General features: G+C 67.2%; 13 protein-coding genes and 1 tRNA gene. 1 reads left to right on the top strand and 13 read right to left on the bottom strand.

Annotation, left to right across the window (positions count from 1 at the left end):
* Positions 1-63 precede the first annotated feature (63 nt).
* The 8 genes from ACYQ2W_RS02710 to ACYQ2W_RS02675 form a co-directional block, all read right to left on the bottom strand.
* On the bottom strand, positions 64-486 hold the full coding sequence (locus tag ACYQ2W_RS02710) for a TerB family tellurite resistance protein (protein ID WP_459863051.1): 423 nt from the start codon (positions 484-486) through the stop codon (positions 64-66).
* A gap of 135 nt (positions 487-621) precedes the next feature.
* Positions 622-697 (bottom strand) — tRNA-Thr (locus ACYQ2W_RS02705).
* Between the two features lie 59 nt (positions 698-756).
* Positions 757-1,659 carry a hypothetical protein gene (locus ACYQ2W_RS02700; protein ID WP_459863050.1) on the bottom strand — a complete coding sequence of 301 codons (903 nt, stop codon included), beginning with the start codon at positions 1,657-1,659 and terminating at the stop codon, positions 757-759.
* Between the two features lie 10 nt (positions 1,660-1,669).
* Complete coding sequence (locus tag ACYQ2W_RS02695) at positions 1,670-2,425, bottom strand: type III pantothenate kinase (protein WP_459863049.1); 756 nt, start codon at positions 2,423-2,425, stop codon at positions 1,670-1,672.
* Between the two features lie 135 nt (positions 2,426-2,560).
* A complete protein-coding gene (locus ACYQ2W_RS02690; RefSeq protein ID WP_459863048.1) occupies positions 2,561-3,349 on the bottom strand; it encodes a biotin--[acetyl-CoA-carboxylase] ligase in 789 nt (262 codons plus the stop codon).
* An 86-nt stretch (positions 3,350-3,435) separates the two neighbouring features.
* Positions 3,436-4,035, bottom strand: a complete 600-nt coding sequence (locus ACYQ2W_RS02685) for a peroxiredoxin (RefSeq protein ID WP_459863047.1) — start codon at positions 4,033-4,035, stop codon at positions 3,436-3,438.
* 127 nt (positions 4,036-4,162) lie between these two features.
* Positions 4,163-5,953, bottom strand: a complete 1,791-nt coding sequence (locus ACYQ2W_RS02680) for a M61 family metallopeptidase (protein WP_459863046.1) — start codon at positions 5,951-5,953, stop codon at positions 4,163-4,165.
* Between the two features lie 237 nt (positions 5,954-6,190).
* On the bottom strand, positions 6,191-6,787 hold the full coding sequence (locus ACYQ2W_RS02675; RefSeq protein WP_459863045.1) for a CBS domain-containing protein: 597 nt from the start codon (positions 6,785-6,787) through the stop codon (positions 6,191-6,193).
* Between the two features lie 462 nt (positions 6,788-7,249).
* On the opposite strand from ACYQ2W_RS02675, the gene ACYQ2W_RS02670 reads away from it, so the two are divergent.
* Positions 7,250-7,576 (top strand): cupin domain-containing protein, encoded by a 327-nt coding sequence (locus ACYQ2W_RS02670; protein ID WP_459863044.1) that lies wholly within the window; start codon positions 7,250-7,252, stop codon positions 7,574-7,576.
* A 137-nt stretch (positions 7,577-7,713) separates the two neighbouring features.
* Here the strand turns inward: ACYQ2W_RS02670 and ACYQ2W_RS02665 are convergent, their stop codons facing one another.
* The 5 genes from ACYQ2W_RS02665 to ACYQ2W_RS02645 all read right to left on the bottom strand — a co-directional run bounded on the left by ACYQ2W_RS02665 (position 7,714) and on the right by ACYQ2W_RS02645 (position 13,463).
* Entirely contained in the window at positions 7,714-9,303 is a 1,590-nt protein-coding gene (locus tag ACYQ2W_RS02665) for a peptide chain release factor 3 (RefSeq protein ID WP_459863043.1), read from the bottom strand.
* 98 nt (positions 9,304-9,401) lie between these two features.
* Positions 9,402-9,734, bottom strand: a complete 333-nt coding sequence (locus tag ACYQ2W_RS02660; RefSeq protein ID WP_459863042.1) for a DUF2834 domain-containing protein — start codon at positions 9,732-9,734, stop codon at positions 9,402-9,404.
* A 64-nt stretch (positions 9,735-9,798) separates the two neighbouring features.
* Entirely contained in the window at positions 9,799-11,376 is a 1,578-nt protein-coding gene (locus ACYQ2W_RS02655) for a flavin monoamine oxidase family protein (protein ID WP_459863041.1), read from the bottom strand.
* A 16-nt stretch (positions 11,377-11,392) separates the two neighbouring features.
* The gene (locus ACYQ2W_RS02650) at positions 11,393-11,620 is read right to left on the bottom strand and encodes a hypothetical protein (RefSeq protein WP_459863040.1); all 228 of its coding nucleotides are present in this window, start codon (positions 11,618-11,620) and stop codon (positions 11,393-11,395) included.
* Positions 11,621-11,735: 115 nt separating this feature from the next.
* A complete protein-coding gene (locus tag ACYQ2W_RS02645; RefSeq protein ID WP_459863039.1) occupies positions 11,736-13,463 on the bottom strand; it encodes an ABC1 kinase family protein in 1,728 nt (575 codons plus the stop codon).
* Between the last annotated feature and the right edge of the window lie 29 nt (positions 13,464-13,492).

The following is a 13,492-nucleotide window of genomic DNA, read 5'->3' as shown; positions in this document are numbered from 1 at the left end:
GCTACGCTTCACCGCCTGCCGTGCGGCGAGGCGATCGAGCGCCTAGCGCCCGGAGCCACCGATTCAATCCATCGTGGCCACGTCGGACTCGAGGTCTTCGAAACGCAGGTTCCAGTGCTCGAGGATATGGTTGAAGAGCACCGCCTCGGTCTCGTGCACCTGATTGTCGGCGACGATGATCTTGAAGAGGATCGAACAGAGCAGGATGCGTTTTTCCGGATCGTCCACCGCGGCAAGGAGGTGGTCGATCCGCTCGCGGTCCACCGTGGTGACCGGCTCCTCCGCGGGGCCTTCACCGGCCAGATCCTCGAGATAGCCTTCGAAGACCTCGGCGAAGGTGGAGGGCGCGATATCCAGCAGCGCATACACGCTGTAGCGGTCGAGGACCTCGATTTCACGGTCATCGATCTCCGCATCGACGATCATCGCCATGGAAACGATGGCGGCCATGGCCTCGGGGCTGTTCTTCGCGTAATCGTGGGACATGTGTTGATCCTTGGATTTGCCTGGAACGGGGTGAGTGGGCACCTGCGCGGTCTGGAACGGCCAAAGGGCATTCACGACTTTTTTTCGCAATCCGCAATGGGAAAGGGGCTACCGAACGGTAACCCCTTGATCTCATGGAGCCGGCGACAGGGATCGAACCCGCGACCTACTGATTACAAATCAGCCGCTCTACCAGCTGAGCTACGCCGGCCAAATTGGCAAGAGGGGAATTGTAGGGGAGGCACCCGCCCCAGGCAACGCGCAACGCACTCAGCCGGCGGGACAGGCGATGGTCTCACGGCGCTGTGCCGGGTACTCCTCGCGCACCGCGCTCCACTGACGTTCGTTGAGCACGCCGCTGACGTCGAGCCAGTAGACGTTGATCGGCTGGTAGCGCGGTTCCATCACCGGCTCGAAGCCGCTCTGGCGCAGCTCCTCCAGCCGCTTCTCGGCGCCATGCCGGTTCTTGTAGACACCGAGCGAGATGGCGTTCTCGTAACGGCTGGCGAGCACGATGAAGAAGTCCTCGATCTTCTTCGCCGCCAGCTCCTGGGTCTTGCGCACCGCCGCCTGCTTGCTCTCCAACGGCGGCAGATAGATCCAGTAGCCCACCTGCTGGCGGTCGCGCACGCTGCGCCGCTCCACCTTCGCCCCCATCTCTTCCAGCCGCACCGTCGCCTTGCTGGCGAGGAACGACTTAGGGAAGGGGCCGAAGCTGTAACAGACGCTGGAGGCGTAGCTCGGGGCGATGCGGACCGGTTGCGGCAGGCCGCTGGGGGTGGCGATCGGCGGAGCGGCGGCACCGGAACCGGCGGAGCGCGCGGCAAGCGGGGTCGGCACCACTTCGGCCAGCGGGGCCGGGGCGACCGAGACCAGCGGCGCGGGGCGACTCTCCGCCATCGGCTGCGCAGGCGCCGGCCGGGCGGCGGACGGCTGGGCAGAGGGCTGGGCGGGCGGGGTCGCCGGCGTGGCGGCGGACGGCGGGGCGATCGAGTGGGGCGGCATGGCCGGCGGCTCCGGGGGGCGCTCGCTGAGCAGGGTCAGCGGCGGGACGCCCGGTTCGGTGGCCGGCAACGGTGCGGTGGCGTGGGTAGGCGGGGCACCAAACAGCAGGCCCCAGGCCAGGTAGCTCGCGTTGATCGCGAGCAGCGCCAGGAATACCCACTTCATCATACGGCGGTTCTCACTCCGTTCGACTCGGCCCCTGAGCAATGACCGAAAGCCCCTGCAACACCAAGTCGGGTTCGTGGAGGTACTCCCCGGCGAGCAGCGGCAGCAGCTGGCGGGCGCCGCCGCCGGTGATCACCCGACCGATCCGGCCGCCCAGCTCGGCGGCCACGTCGGCGGTCACCCGGTCGATGACCGCCACCGCAGTATACAGGGTCCCGCCATTGACCGCGCCCGCGGTGTCGGCGGCGAGCAGCGAGGCCTGCCCCCCTTCACACTCGTCCACCCCGGCGGTGCCCTCGAACAGCGCGCGACGCATCAACTCGATGCCGGGAATGATCAGGCCGCCCAGGTGGTTGCCGTCGCCGTCGATGGCGTCGATGGTGATGGCGGTGCCGCAGTCGACCACGCAGCAGGGGCCCTTGACCCGCTCGTGGGCACCGATCAGTGCCACCCAACGGTCGACGCCGAGCCGCTCGGGCTCGCGGTAGCCGTTGGTGACGCCGCAGGCGGCGGCGGCCGATTCGACGAATTCGGCCTCCAGCCCCCACAGGCTCTTCACCCACCCGCTCAACCCCTCAACGAAGGCGGGGCCGGTGACGTTGGCCACCACCACCCGATCGGGGGGGTCGATCACCGACCAGACGGCGCCCACGGTCTCGGCGAAGCGCCCCTCGCTGCGGGGCACGGTCTGCCCCCGCTGGATCTTGTTGGAGCCGCGGATCAGGCCCCATTTGACGCCGCTGTTGCCGGCGTCCACTACCAGAATCATCGTCCACCCCGCCCGCCCACCGTCACCCGGAGCCGTTTCGCTCCGCCGCGGTGGACGCGTAATCGTTGAAAAAAACGCTGTTCGTCGGTCGGACTCAGGGACACGGGGAGAATCCGTTTATTCTTTCCGCGTCCCTTATGCCCGCCGGATGCTCACCTCACCCGCGTGCAGCGGGCGCAGCGCGCCGTCGATCTCCACCAGCAGGGCGCCATCGCCGTCGATGCCGCGCGCCACCGCCGCCGCCTCACGGCCATCGACCGTGCGCACGATGACCGCGTGATCGGCGAGCAGATCGGCCCCCCGCCACTCGTCGCGGAAGGGCGCCAGCCCCGCCGCCTGAAACTGTTCGCAGGCCCCGAGCAGGGCGCCGATCAGGCGCCCGGCAAGGAGGCTGCGGGATAACTCACCGCCGAGGATCGTCTCCAGGTCGATCCACGGCTGCTCGATCCCCTCCCCGGCCTGCCGCGGCATCCGCAGGTTGAGACCGACCCCGGCCACCACCGCGCACCCCTTCGGCGAGGCACTCGCCTCGACCAGCAATCCCGCCAGCTTGCGCCCCCGCCAGTGGAGGTCGTTGGGCCATTTCAGCCCGACCTCCGACGCCCCGGCCTGACGCACCACCCGCAACACCGCGACGCCGAGGGCGAGGCTCAGCCCACGGGCCACCGCGGCGCAATCGGAGAAGCGCCAGAGCAGCGAGAGATAGAGGTTGCCGCCGGGCGGCGAGACCCAGCAACGGCCGCTTCGGCCACGACCGGCCCGCTGCCGTTCGGCGATGCAGACGCTGCCGCCGGGGGCCCCTTCGCGGGCCGCCGCCAGCAGTCGGGCGTTGGTGGAATCGACCTCGTCGAGGAGTTCCAACCCGGCCAACAGGCGGGGATCGGGGAGTGCCGCCAGCAGCTCGTCGCGCTGCAAAGGCTGCATAGTCTACCAGGGAGGAGGGGATTGAGGAGGGAAAATCGGCGGGCCGCGGGGGGAACCCCCGCCGCCCGAATCGCCGGGAAGGGCCCTTAGAGCTCTTCGGCGTGCTTGGAAAGGTACTCGGCGACACCCTCGGTGCTCGCCTTCATACCGTCGTCACCCTTGTTCCAGCCGGCGGGGCAGACCTCGCCGTGTTCCTCGGTGAACTGCAGGGCGTCGACCATGCGCAGCATCTCGTCGACGTTGCGGCCGAGCGGCAGGTCGTTGACCACCTGGTGACGGACCACGCCGTTCTTGTCGATCAGGAAGGAGCCGCGCAGGGCGACGCCGTCCGGGTGCTCCACGTCATAGGCTTGGCAGATCTCGTGCTTGACGTCGGCGACCATGGGGAACTTGACCGGGCCGATGCCGCCGTCGTTGACCGGGGTGTTGCGCCAAGCGAGGTGGACGAACTTGGAGTCGATGGAGACGCCGACCAACTCGACGCCGCGTTCGGCGAATTTCTCGGCGCGGTGAGAGAAGGCGAGCAGCTCGGAGGGGCAGACAAAGGTGTAATCCAGGGGCCAGAAGAAGACCACCACGTACTTGCCCTTCAGGTCGGAGAGCTTGAAGTCATCCTTGATGGTACCGTCGGCAAGGATCGCGGGGGCACAGAAATCGGGGGCTTCTTTGGTAACCAGAACGCTCATGGGTTCACTCCAGGTTGTGTTGATTGGTTTGATGGAAGATTGAAACTTAGAAACATTCTAAATCACTCGGGTTTTCGAGGGAAGCCTCAAAATGGGCGTCGCGCCGACAGGCTCCTGGATTCCAGGATCAAACGCCCAACCACGCTTGGCGGAGGGCGCGGGTTGCCTCGTCGAGATCCTCGATCAGCTCCAGCCAGGCGGTATCCGCCGGGCTCGGCTCCAGCGACAGGCGGGCGACACGCAGCTCGTCGCGACGGAAGGCGTGGAGCTCCACCTCGCCGCCGAGCGGCATCCGCGCCAACCGTTTCTCCAAATCGCCGCCACAACGCAGACCGTCGAGGGCGATCACCACGTCCCCGGAGGAGAGCCCGGCGCGGTGGGCCGGCGCCCCTTCGAAGACCATGGTCAGCTTGCTGCCGAGGGGGTCGGCCGCGGTACGCGCACCGAGATGGGGAGCCGGGCGCTCCCGCTTGGCCGGCTTGCCCCCCTTGTCCCCCTCCCCTTCGTTGGCGCGCATCCGCAGTGCCACGCCGAACTCGGCGAGCAACTCGGCCAGCGGCAACGCCTCGGTGGAGCGCAACGCGCGATCGAAAAAGGCACCGAGGTCGAGCCCGGAAAGTTCGCCAGCGACCGCCTCGACGCCCCCTTCGGGCACGCCGATCCCCGGCTTGCCGTGGCGCCGCCACAGCTCGACCATCACCGCGCCGAGGGTGGTGTCGCCTTCCAGGCGCAGGGTGAGATCGAGGGCGAGCGCCGCCATCGCCCCCTTGGTGTAGTAGCTGACGATGGCGTTGGGGGCGTTCTCGTCCTGTTTGTAGAACTTGGTCCAGGCGTCGAAGCTCGACGCCTCCAGGGTCTGGCGGAACTGGCCGGGACCGCGGGTGACGCGGGTGATGGTCTGGCCGAGCAGCTCCAGGTACTGCTCGGCGGGGAGCGATCCATAGCGGGTCAGCGACCAGTCGTCGTAGTAGGAGGTGATCCCCTCGAAGGCCCACAGCTGGCGGGTGTGGACCTCGCGGGCGAGGTCGTAGGGGAGAAACGCCGCCGGTTTGATCCGTTTGACGTTCCAGGTGTGGAAGTACTCGTGGGAACAGAGGCCGAGGAAGGTGCGATAGCCCTCGGAGATCCCCTCCTCGCCCGGCTGCGGCAGGTCGTCGCGGGAGCAGACCAGGCTGGTGGAGCTGCGGTGTTCCAGACCACCGTAGCCGTCCCCCACCACCATTACCTGGAACAGGTAGCGCTCCATCGGCGGCAGCTCACCGAACATCGCGATGTGCCCTTCGCAGATCGGCTGGAGGTCGGCGCAGATGCGCTCGATGTCGGCGTAGTGGCGGCCGGTGAAGACCATCTCATGAACCACCCCGCCGGCCTCGAACGAGCCCACATCGAAGGTGCCCATCTCCACCGGATGGTCCACCAGCTCGTCGTAATCGTCCGCGCGGTAGCGACCGAACCCCCACCGCTCGGCCCCATCCTCCGCCAGGGTGGTGGCCACCCGCCAACCGTCGATACCGACGGGCGGCCGGATCTCCACCGCGCAAGGACTCTCGTCCCGCCCGTGGACGCGAAGAAACACACTGGTGCCGTTGAAATAGCCGTGACTCTCGTCCAGATGCGCCGCGCGCACCGACAGATCCCAGGCATACACCGTGTACCGCAGTTCCAACGGCCCAACACACGGTGCCACTCGCCACGTCTGCTTATCGATTTTCTCTTCATCCACTCTTTTTCCGCCGCTTTGGGCGGAAAAAGTAACGAGGTTCCTGGCGAAGTCGCGGATCATGTAGCTGCCCGGGATCCAGGCGGGCAGCGAGACCACCTGCCCGGCGGGATCAGGCTCAGCGATATGGCACTCCACCTCGAACAGGTGGGCGGCGGGATCGATGGGGGTGATGCGGTAGAGGACGGGATCGGTCATGGCATTTCATCAGGCAGGACGCGCAGCCCCGAAAGGGCGGGAGATTCTCCCACCGTCGCGGCGGGCGCGGCCCGCCCTATAACGGAGGCAGCAACGGAAAAAGGCCCCTTCCAGTCGTCCAGAAAGGGGCCCACATGAAGCAAATGATCGCATTTCTCCAGGGCGTGGCAGAAGCAGCGGGCACAACGCACCGCCCCCCCCGACCACCCGGTTGAGAAATGCGATTGAGAAATGCGATTAGCCGAGGAGCTCCTTCAGCGCCTCGAAGGTCTTGGAGATGTCGTCGAAGCGCACCTGGATACCGAGCAGGCGGCTGATCTGGGTGGCGGAGTAGATGCCGCGGATGGTCTCGACCCCGGTATCCTTGTGCTCGTCGATCACCAGGGCGTGCTGGCGGCAATCCTTCTTCAGGGTCATCACCACATCGCCGATGGTCGCCTCGCGCACCTCCTCCATGCGCAGCACCGCGACCTTTCCCTGCGGGGTCATCACATCGCGCACCAGGATCTCGGAGCGGGCCACGCCCATGTCCTGCTGCACCTTCATCGGCTTCTCGCCCTGGATGTCGCGGGCGGTGATCACGCCGAGCACGCCGCGGTCGTCGCTCACCACCAGCAGCAGCCGCACGCCGGTCTGGATCATCTTGTCCAACGCGCGGTCGATGGGGGCGTTGGGCGGGATGGTCTGCGCGCTCATCTTGCGCAGGTCGGTCATCGCGTCGATGGCCGGGGAGTCGAGGGTGACCCGGTCGGGGAACTCCTGCCACGGGCGGCAGAACGAGGCGCCCGGGTGCAGTCCGTGGAGCGGGATGGCTTTGTACTGTTCTTCGGACATGGGTGCTCCTTGTCTTTCGTTGTTCGGGGCAGCCGGCGGGGATCGCCGTGGAATCGTGGAGAGGGGCGAAGCGGCCGCGGGCGTCGCGTACCGGTATAGCCCAGCACGCTCGTGCCTGTAAAGAGTGAGCCCATCGCCCCGCCGGGGCAACGGCGAGACCACAAAATGTTTTTATCCTTGCCGTTGCATACGACTATCCGCTTATATAACGATTCGACGGGTGGGCGGGTGAGTAACGAGGCAAAAGGCAAAAGGTCAAAGGCGAAAGGTTGTCCGTGCTACTCGTTAGGCGCATAGACTCCTTCGTGGAGGAACCCTGCCCGCTGCAACCGCTCCGCCAACCCCACCCGCAAACCGGGATTTTGCGCCGCGGCGGGCACGGCCCGCCCTATAGGCCCCCCGCTACGCTCGGTGGCACCATGCCTTTTGCCTTTTGCCTTTGACCTTTAGCCTTCGCGCCCCATGATCCAAAACCTTTTCCAATCCATCCCCACCGCCCTGCCCGAAGAGTTCATGGAGACCCTGGCCGGCGGCGACGGCTGCCGCGTCGAGCGGATCGTCTCCCGCGGCCACCGTTCGCCGGACGGATTCTGGTACGACCAGGAGGAGAGGGAGTGGGTGACGGTGCTGAAAGGCGCGGCGCGGCTGCGGATCGAACGGGACGGAATCACCGAGACGGTCGAGATGGGTCCGGGCGACTGGATCGACCTCCCCGCCCACACCCGCCACCGGGTGGAGTGGACCGACCCCGACGCCGATACCGTCTGGCTCGCGGTCTTCTACCGCTGAAACACTTTCAACGGCGGATGATCAACGCGGAGAACGCAAAGACGCGGAGGCGCAGAGCATAAGAACGCTCTCTTCTCCGCGACTCTGCGCCTCTGCGTCCTCCGCGTTGGACACGGGCTTCCGGGAAAGACCACCCGCTACCCGACCCCATGCTCACGGGTGGCGGCGAACCGGATCTCCGGCCAGCGCTCCATGGTCATGTTGAGGTTGACCCGGGTCGGCGCGATGTAGACCAGCTCGCCGGCATGATCCAACGCCAGGTGCTCCTGTGCCTTGGTTTTGAAGCGCGCGAGTTCCTTGGGGTCGTCGCAGCTCACCCAACGGGCGGTGGCCACCTGCACCGCCTCGAACAGGCAGTCGACGTTGTACTCCCCCTTCAGCCGGTGGGCCGCCACGTCGAACTGCAGCACGCCCACCGCGCCGATGATCAGGTCGTTGGAGCTGAGCGGACGGAACAACTGGGTAGCCCCCTCCTCGCAAAGCTGTTCCAAGCCCTTGTGCAACGCCTTCATGCGTAGCGGGTCCTTGAGCACCGCGCGGCGGAACAGCTCCGGGGCGAAATTGGGGATGCCGGTGAACTGCAGATCCTCGCCGACGGTGAAGGTGTCACCGATGCGGATGGTGCCGTGGTTGTGCAGGCCGATGATGTCGCCGGCCCACGCCTCCTCGATCAGCTCGCGGGTGTCGGCGCGGAAGGTGAGCGCGTCGGCCACCCGCACCTCGCGCCCGATGCGCACATGGCGCATCTTCATCCCCTGCTGATAGCCGCCGGAGCAGATGCGCAGGAAGGCGATGCGGTCGCGGTGCTGCGGGTCCATGTTCGCCTGGATCTTGAAGACGAAGCCGGAAAACTTCTCCTCGTCGGCGGCCACCGCGCGGCTGGTGGTATCGCGGTGCAGCGGCGGCGGGGCCTGCTCGACGAAGTCGTCGAGCAGCTCCTGCACGCCGAAGTTATTGATCGCCGAGCCGAAATAGACCGGGGTCAGCCGTCCGGCCAGATACTCCTCCAGGTCGAACTGGTGGCTCGCCCCCTGCACCAGCTCGATCTCCTCGCGCAACTCCTGTGCCTTGCCGCCCAACACCTCGTCGAGGCGCGGATTGTCGAGCCCCTCGATCACCTCGCCGTGCTGGATCTTGCCGCCGTGGGTGGCGCTGTAGAGGTGGATGCGATCGTTGTAGATGTGGAACACCCCCTTCAACCCCTTGCCCATGCCGATCGGCCAGGTGACCGGGGCACAGCGGATGTCGAGCACCTCCTCCACCTCATCGAGCAGCTCGATCGGGTCGCGCCCCTCGCGATCGAGCTTGTTGATGAAGGTGAAGACCGGCGTGTCGCGCATCCGGCACACCTCCATCAGCTTGACCGTGCGTTCCTCCACGCCCTTGGCCACGTCGATCACCATCAGCGCCGAGTCCACCGCGGTGAGCGTGCGATAGGTGTCCTCGGAGAAGTCCTCGTGGCCGGGGGTGTCGAGCAGGTTGACCATCTTGCCGTTGTAGGGGAACTGCATCACCGAGGAGGTGATGGAGATGCCGCGCTGCTTCTCCAGCTCCATCCAGTCGGAGGTGGCGTGGCGGGCCGCCTTGCGCCCCTTGACGGTACCGGCGAGCTGGATCGCCCCCCCGAACAGCAGCAACTTCTCGGTCAGCGTGGTCTTGCCGGCGTCGGGGTGGGAGATGATGGCGAAGGTACGGCGCTTGGCCACCTCGCGGGCGGTCTTGGGCATGGGCGTTGGGCATGGGGTGGATTGCGGGGGCGGTATTGTACACCGAGCGCCGGGGCGCGGTGACCGGGAGACCGTTTCCCGCCGACCGATACGCCCCCCTACGACGAGGCCCCCCCACGCTCGGCTTCCAGGCGCGACTCCCGCGCCAACAGAAACAGCGGCAGCCCGAAGGAGACCCCCACCAGGAAGGTACCCAGAACCGGCCCCCACACGCCGCGCATCCCCAGCCGCCGCCCCTCGGCGAAGATGAAACCGAACACCACCGCGGCGGAGACGACCACATCCATCCACGCGAACAGGCTGATCCGCGTCACCAGGGCCTGACGGACAAACTCGACCGGCGCCACCCCGTGCTCCATGAACCACGGTACGAACTGCGAATAGGGCGCCACCAGGCCGACGACGCACAGCACCAGATAGAATCGCTTCATCTCTCTCCTCCAATGAATCCCGGCATCGGTCGCCCGACAGCTGCGACCGATGCCGCCTTCCCGTTCACTCGCCGGCAGCGAACCCGAGCAGGCTCAGCGCCCGCTGCGCGGAGGCGATCGCCCCCTCCTGCCACCCCGACATGTAGGTGGTATGGTCGCCGGCAAAGATATAGGGCCCGTCCGCCCGATTCCATACATCCGACGGCGCGGTTTCCGACCACCCGCCGAGCGAGTACGGGGTGTTGAGCCACGAGCGCGAGACGCCATTGCGCACCTGGCTGCGCAGTTGGGGATGGATCCGCTCCCCCTGGGAGAGGGCCGCCTCCAGACGCTCCGCCTCGCTCATCCCCGCAAAAATCTCCCCCGCCGCACCACCGAACAGGTACGCGCCCACGAGCACCCCGTCCGCCGCACCGAAGCCCGAGGAGGGGTACCACATCTGGGTGATCTCCTGTTCCGTCCAGGTGATCCCCCCGTAGATCCGCTCCTCGCTCTCCCAGAAGCGGCCGGACTGGAACGCCACCTTGCCGGCGGCGGTGTACTCCGCCTCACCGATGGCGGCGGTGTACTCCGCGGAGAAGTCGTTGGTAACTGAGCGCAGCACCGGCAACGGAATGGTGACGATAGCGTGGTTGGCGGTCACCGTCGCGCGCTCCCCGCGGTAGTCGAAGGTGACGCGGACACCGCTCTCGGTCCTGCCGATCTCCTCCACCACGTGGCGGTAGTGGATCGCCCGTCCCAGGCGGCGGGCGAAGGCGGCGGGGATCGCATCCATTCCCCCCCGGGGGTGGACCATGGTGGTCTGCTGATCGTAGTACTCACCGATCTGGAAGAAATACTGGAACATCGGGTCGGTGGCCAGATACTGCGCGAAGGGCAGCGCCTCGGCCGGCGTCTTCGGCGAGAGCAGGCCGCTCCCCGCCTCGATACCACCACGGGTCGAACCGGCGAACTCGAAGGCGTCGTTCAGGTCGCCATACTGGTAGAGCATCGAGAGCAGCGCCGCCCGCTGCTCCTCGGTGAAGCCGCCGCCGACCGCCCCGCCCAGGGTGGCCTGCGCCAACAGCTGCGCCACGTTCCCGCGGATCGAGGCGTGGACCGCGCGGTTGCGCACCGGCGCGTCACCGAAGGCCGACGGCGCGTGGACGTAGGCCCCGCGGTTCTCGTTGATCAATACCTCCAGCGGCAGGCCGAACTCGTGGCAGTAACTCAGCACGCCGACATGGTGCTGCGGAATCCGCGCCGCGCCGGTATTGAAGAAAAAGCTCTCGTCATTGTCGAACAGGCAGTAGTTGCTACCGCCCAGCTCCTCCACCAAATCACCGCCGCGGACCGTCTCGACGCGCCCCCCGGGCCGCGCCCGCGCCTCCAGGACCATGCAGTCGATACCGCGTTGTTGCAGCTCGTAGGCGGCCACCAGCCCCGCGATCCCCGCGCCGAGGATCACCACATCCACGTCCGCATCGCCGGCGCTGCGCCCGCTGTCCATGTTCCACTGGCGGCGGAAACCGCTGGCCTCCTGCGCCGCGACCACCTCCGGCACCATGCCCCCCAGGGCGGCGCCCGCCGCCACCGCGCCTCCCAGGTCCCGCGCCGCGCGCAGGAAACTCCGGCGGGAGATCCCGCCCTCATCAGTCGTCATCGTTTGCTCTCCCTGTTTAGACCACGAAAAATCCATCGGAGACCATCTCCGAGATACTCGCGTCGAACGCATCGACCACCGTCTGCAGCTGCGCCCAGCTGTGCGCCCCGCTCAGCAGGAAGCTGTGCAGCTCCGGCATGTAGACGCCGTGCTTGCGCATGTAGTAGGCCAACGCGATGGTCGCCTTGAAGTTGCTCCCCGCCTGCTTATCCCGGAACAGCGAAGAGGCGCGGTGACTGAACACCAGCGAGAAGATCGAGGCGTTGCCCGCGATACGTACCGAGACGCCGTGACCGGCGGCGACCTCGCCGAGCCGGGTCGCCAGCCAGCGCGACTTCTCGGCCAGCTGCGGGTAGAGATCAAGGTGCTCCTTTCAGATAGGCGAGAACCGCCGAACCGGCCGCGCAGGAGATGGAGTTGCCGCTCATGGTCCCGCCGACGAACGCCTTGTTCTCGTAGTCGAAGAACGGATCGTCGGAACTGCGCGCGACGTCGACGATCTCGCGCCGCCCGGCAACCGCGCCGCACGGCAGGCCGCCGCCGATGATCTTGCCCAGGCAGGTCAGATCGGGGACCACCCCCGCCAGCGTCTGCGCCCCGCCGTAGGCGACGCGGAAGCCGCTCACCACCTCGTCGAAGACCAGCGGAACCCCCAACGCATCGCACTGTTCGCGCAGCGCGCGCAGGAACGTCACGTCCATCTTCGCCACCGAGGCGGGCATCGGCTCGACCACCACGCAGGCCAGCTCGTCGGCATGCTCGCGCAGCCGCTCCAGCCCCTCGCGATGGCCGTACTGCAGGACCAGCGTGCGCTCGACCGACTGCGGGTCGCTGCCGAGGGTCCCCGCCACCGGCCGCGGCGAGAACTTCTCGCCGGAGAAGATGTCGATCGCCGGATCGATCTGCCGGGCGAACCCCTCGCAGGAGAGGAAGACCAGCTCCACTTTGGTGAAGTTGTGCGAATAGCGGGCGCCGAAGCGGGTCAGCACCGCGTTGATGTCGCGGAAGTAGGCGATCGTCGACCACTGGTTGGTGCTCTCGTCGAAGTGGTGGCGCAGCACCTTGCCGATCGCCCGGGCATACTCCCCGTAGTGGCGGTCGATCTCCTCGCGCGCCTCCACGAAGTGGTCGGTGAAGCGGTCGATCGCCAGTTTCCATTCGCGGCGGGTGCAGGCGTAGTAGAACGAAGAAAGCCCCCACTTCTCCTCCTCGCTCAGGCGCACGGTGATGCCGAAATCGACCAGCATCAGCTCGCCCTCGTCGGAGAAGAAGAGGTTTCCGGGGTGGGGATCGCCATGACAGACGCCGTGCATGTAAAGCATGGTGTAGATGGCGTCCTGCAGGCGCTGGGCCAGCTTCGCCCGATCGAACCGCACCCCCGCCAGCCGCACCCCGGGGATGCCCTTCACCCGCTCCATCACCAGCAGGTTCCGATTCGATATCCCGGCATGGACCGCGGGGACGCGGACATAGCCGTGACCGTCGAAATTGAGCGCCACCTCCAGTTGGTTGCGCCCCTCCAGCTCCATGTCCACCTGCGCCGAGAGCAGCGCGCTCAGCTCGTCGAACCGCCGGGCGAGCAGCAGCTGCCGGGCGGCGGGCGAGACCCACTCCACCGCCCTGACGACGAAGCGCAACAGCGACAGGTTGACGGCGATGCTGCGCGCCACCCCATCCTTGACCAGCTTGACCGCCACCTCCTCGCCGCCGGCGAGGGTGGCGAAGTGCACCTGGGCGATCGACGCGCTGGCCACCGGGGTCAGGTCGAAGGTCTCGAACACCTCCTCCAGCGGGCGCCCCAGGTGCCTCGACACCGCCCGCCGGGTCTCCCGCTCGCCCATGTGCGGCACCGCGTCCTGCAACACCTTCAGCTCCTCGATCCACGCCGCCGGCAGCAGGTCGGAGCGGGTGGCGAGGATCTGGCCGACCTTCACGTAGACCGGCCCCATCCGCGTCAGGAAGCGCCGCAGCCACACCGCATGGGCGCGCTCGCGCCCCCCGGCGGGGCGCAGCGCCCCCAAGCTGACGGCGGCCAGGGCGTGATAGGCGAGGAGCGTGGTGAAACGAAAGAGATCGACGGCAATCATGGTTTCCCGGTTCCCTGGCGATTCGGTGC

It is taken from the genome of Endothiovibrio diazotrophicus, from assembly GCF_054657215.1.
This window is presented reverse-complemented; position numbering and strand designations above follow the sequence as displayed.

What these genes read in the sequence shown, in the direction of transcription:
- ACYQ2W_RS02710 (WP_459863051.1), bottom strand. Translation starts at nt 486, where the DNA reads ATGTCCCACGATTACGCGAAGAACAGCCCCGAGGCCATGGCCGCCATC.
- ACYQ2W_RS02700 (WP_459863050.1), bottom strand. Translation starts at nt 1,659, where the DNA reads ATGATGAAGTGGGTATTCCTGGCGCTGCTCGCGATCAACGCGAGCTAC.
- ACYQ2W_RS02695 (WP_459863049.1), bottom strand. Translation starts at nt 2,425, where the DNA reads ATGATTCTGGTAGTGGACGCCGGCAACAGCGGCGTCAAATGGGGCCTG.
- ACYQ2W_RS02690 (WP_459863048.1), bottom strand. Translation starts at nt 3,349, where the DNA reads ATGCAGCCTTTGCAGCGCGACGAGCTGCTGGCGGCACTCCCCGATCCC.
- ACYQ2W_RS02685 (WP_459863047.1), bottom strand. Translation starts at nt 4,035, where the DNA reads ATGAGCGTTCTGGTTACCAAAGAAGCCCCCGATTTCTGTGCCCCCGCG.
- ACYQ2W_RS02680 (WP_459863046.1), bottom strand. Translation starts at nt 5,953, where the DNA reads ATGACCGATCCCGTCCTCTACCGCATCACCCCCATCGATCCCGCCGCC.
- ACYQ2W_RS02675 (WP_459863045.1), bottom strand. Translation starts at nt 6,787, where the DNA reads ATGTCCGAAGAACAGTACAAAGCCATCCCGCTCCACGGACTGCACCCG.
- ACYQ2W_RS02670 (WP_459863044.1), top strand. Translation starts at nt 7,250, where the DNA reads ATGATCCAAAACCTTTTCCAATCCATCCCCACCGCCCTGCCCGAAGAG.
- ACYQ2W_RS02665 (WP_459863043.1), bottom strand. Translation starts at nt 9,303, where the DNA reads ATGCCCAAGACCGCCCGCGAGGTGGCCAAGCGCCGTACCTTCGCCATC.
- ACYQ2W_RS02660 (WP_459863042.1), bottom strand. Translation starts at nt 9,734, where the DNA reads ATGAAGCGATTCTATCTGGTGCTGTGCGTCGTCGGCCTGGTGGCGCCC.
- ACYQ2W_RS02655 (WP_459863041.1), bottom strand. Translation starts at nt 11,376, where the DNA reads ATGACGACTGATGAGGGCGGGATCTCCCGCCGGAGTTTCCTGCGCGCG.
- ACYQ2W_RS02645 (WP_459863039.1), bottom strand. Translation starts at nt 13,463, where the DNA reads ATGATTGCCGTCGATCTCTTTCGTTTCACCACGCTCCTCGCCTATCAC.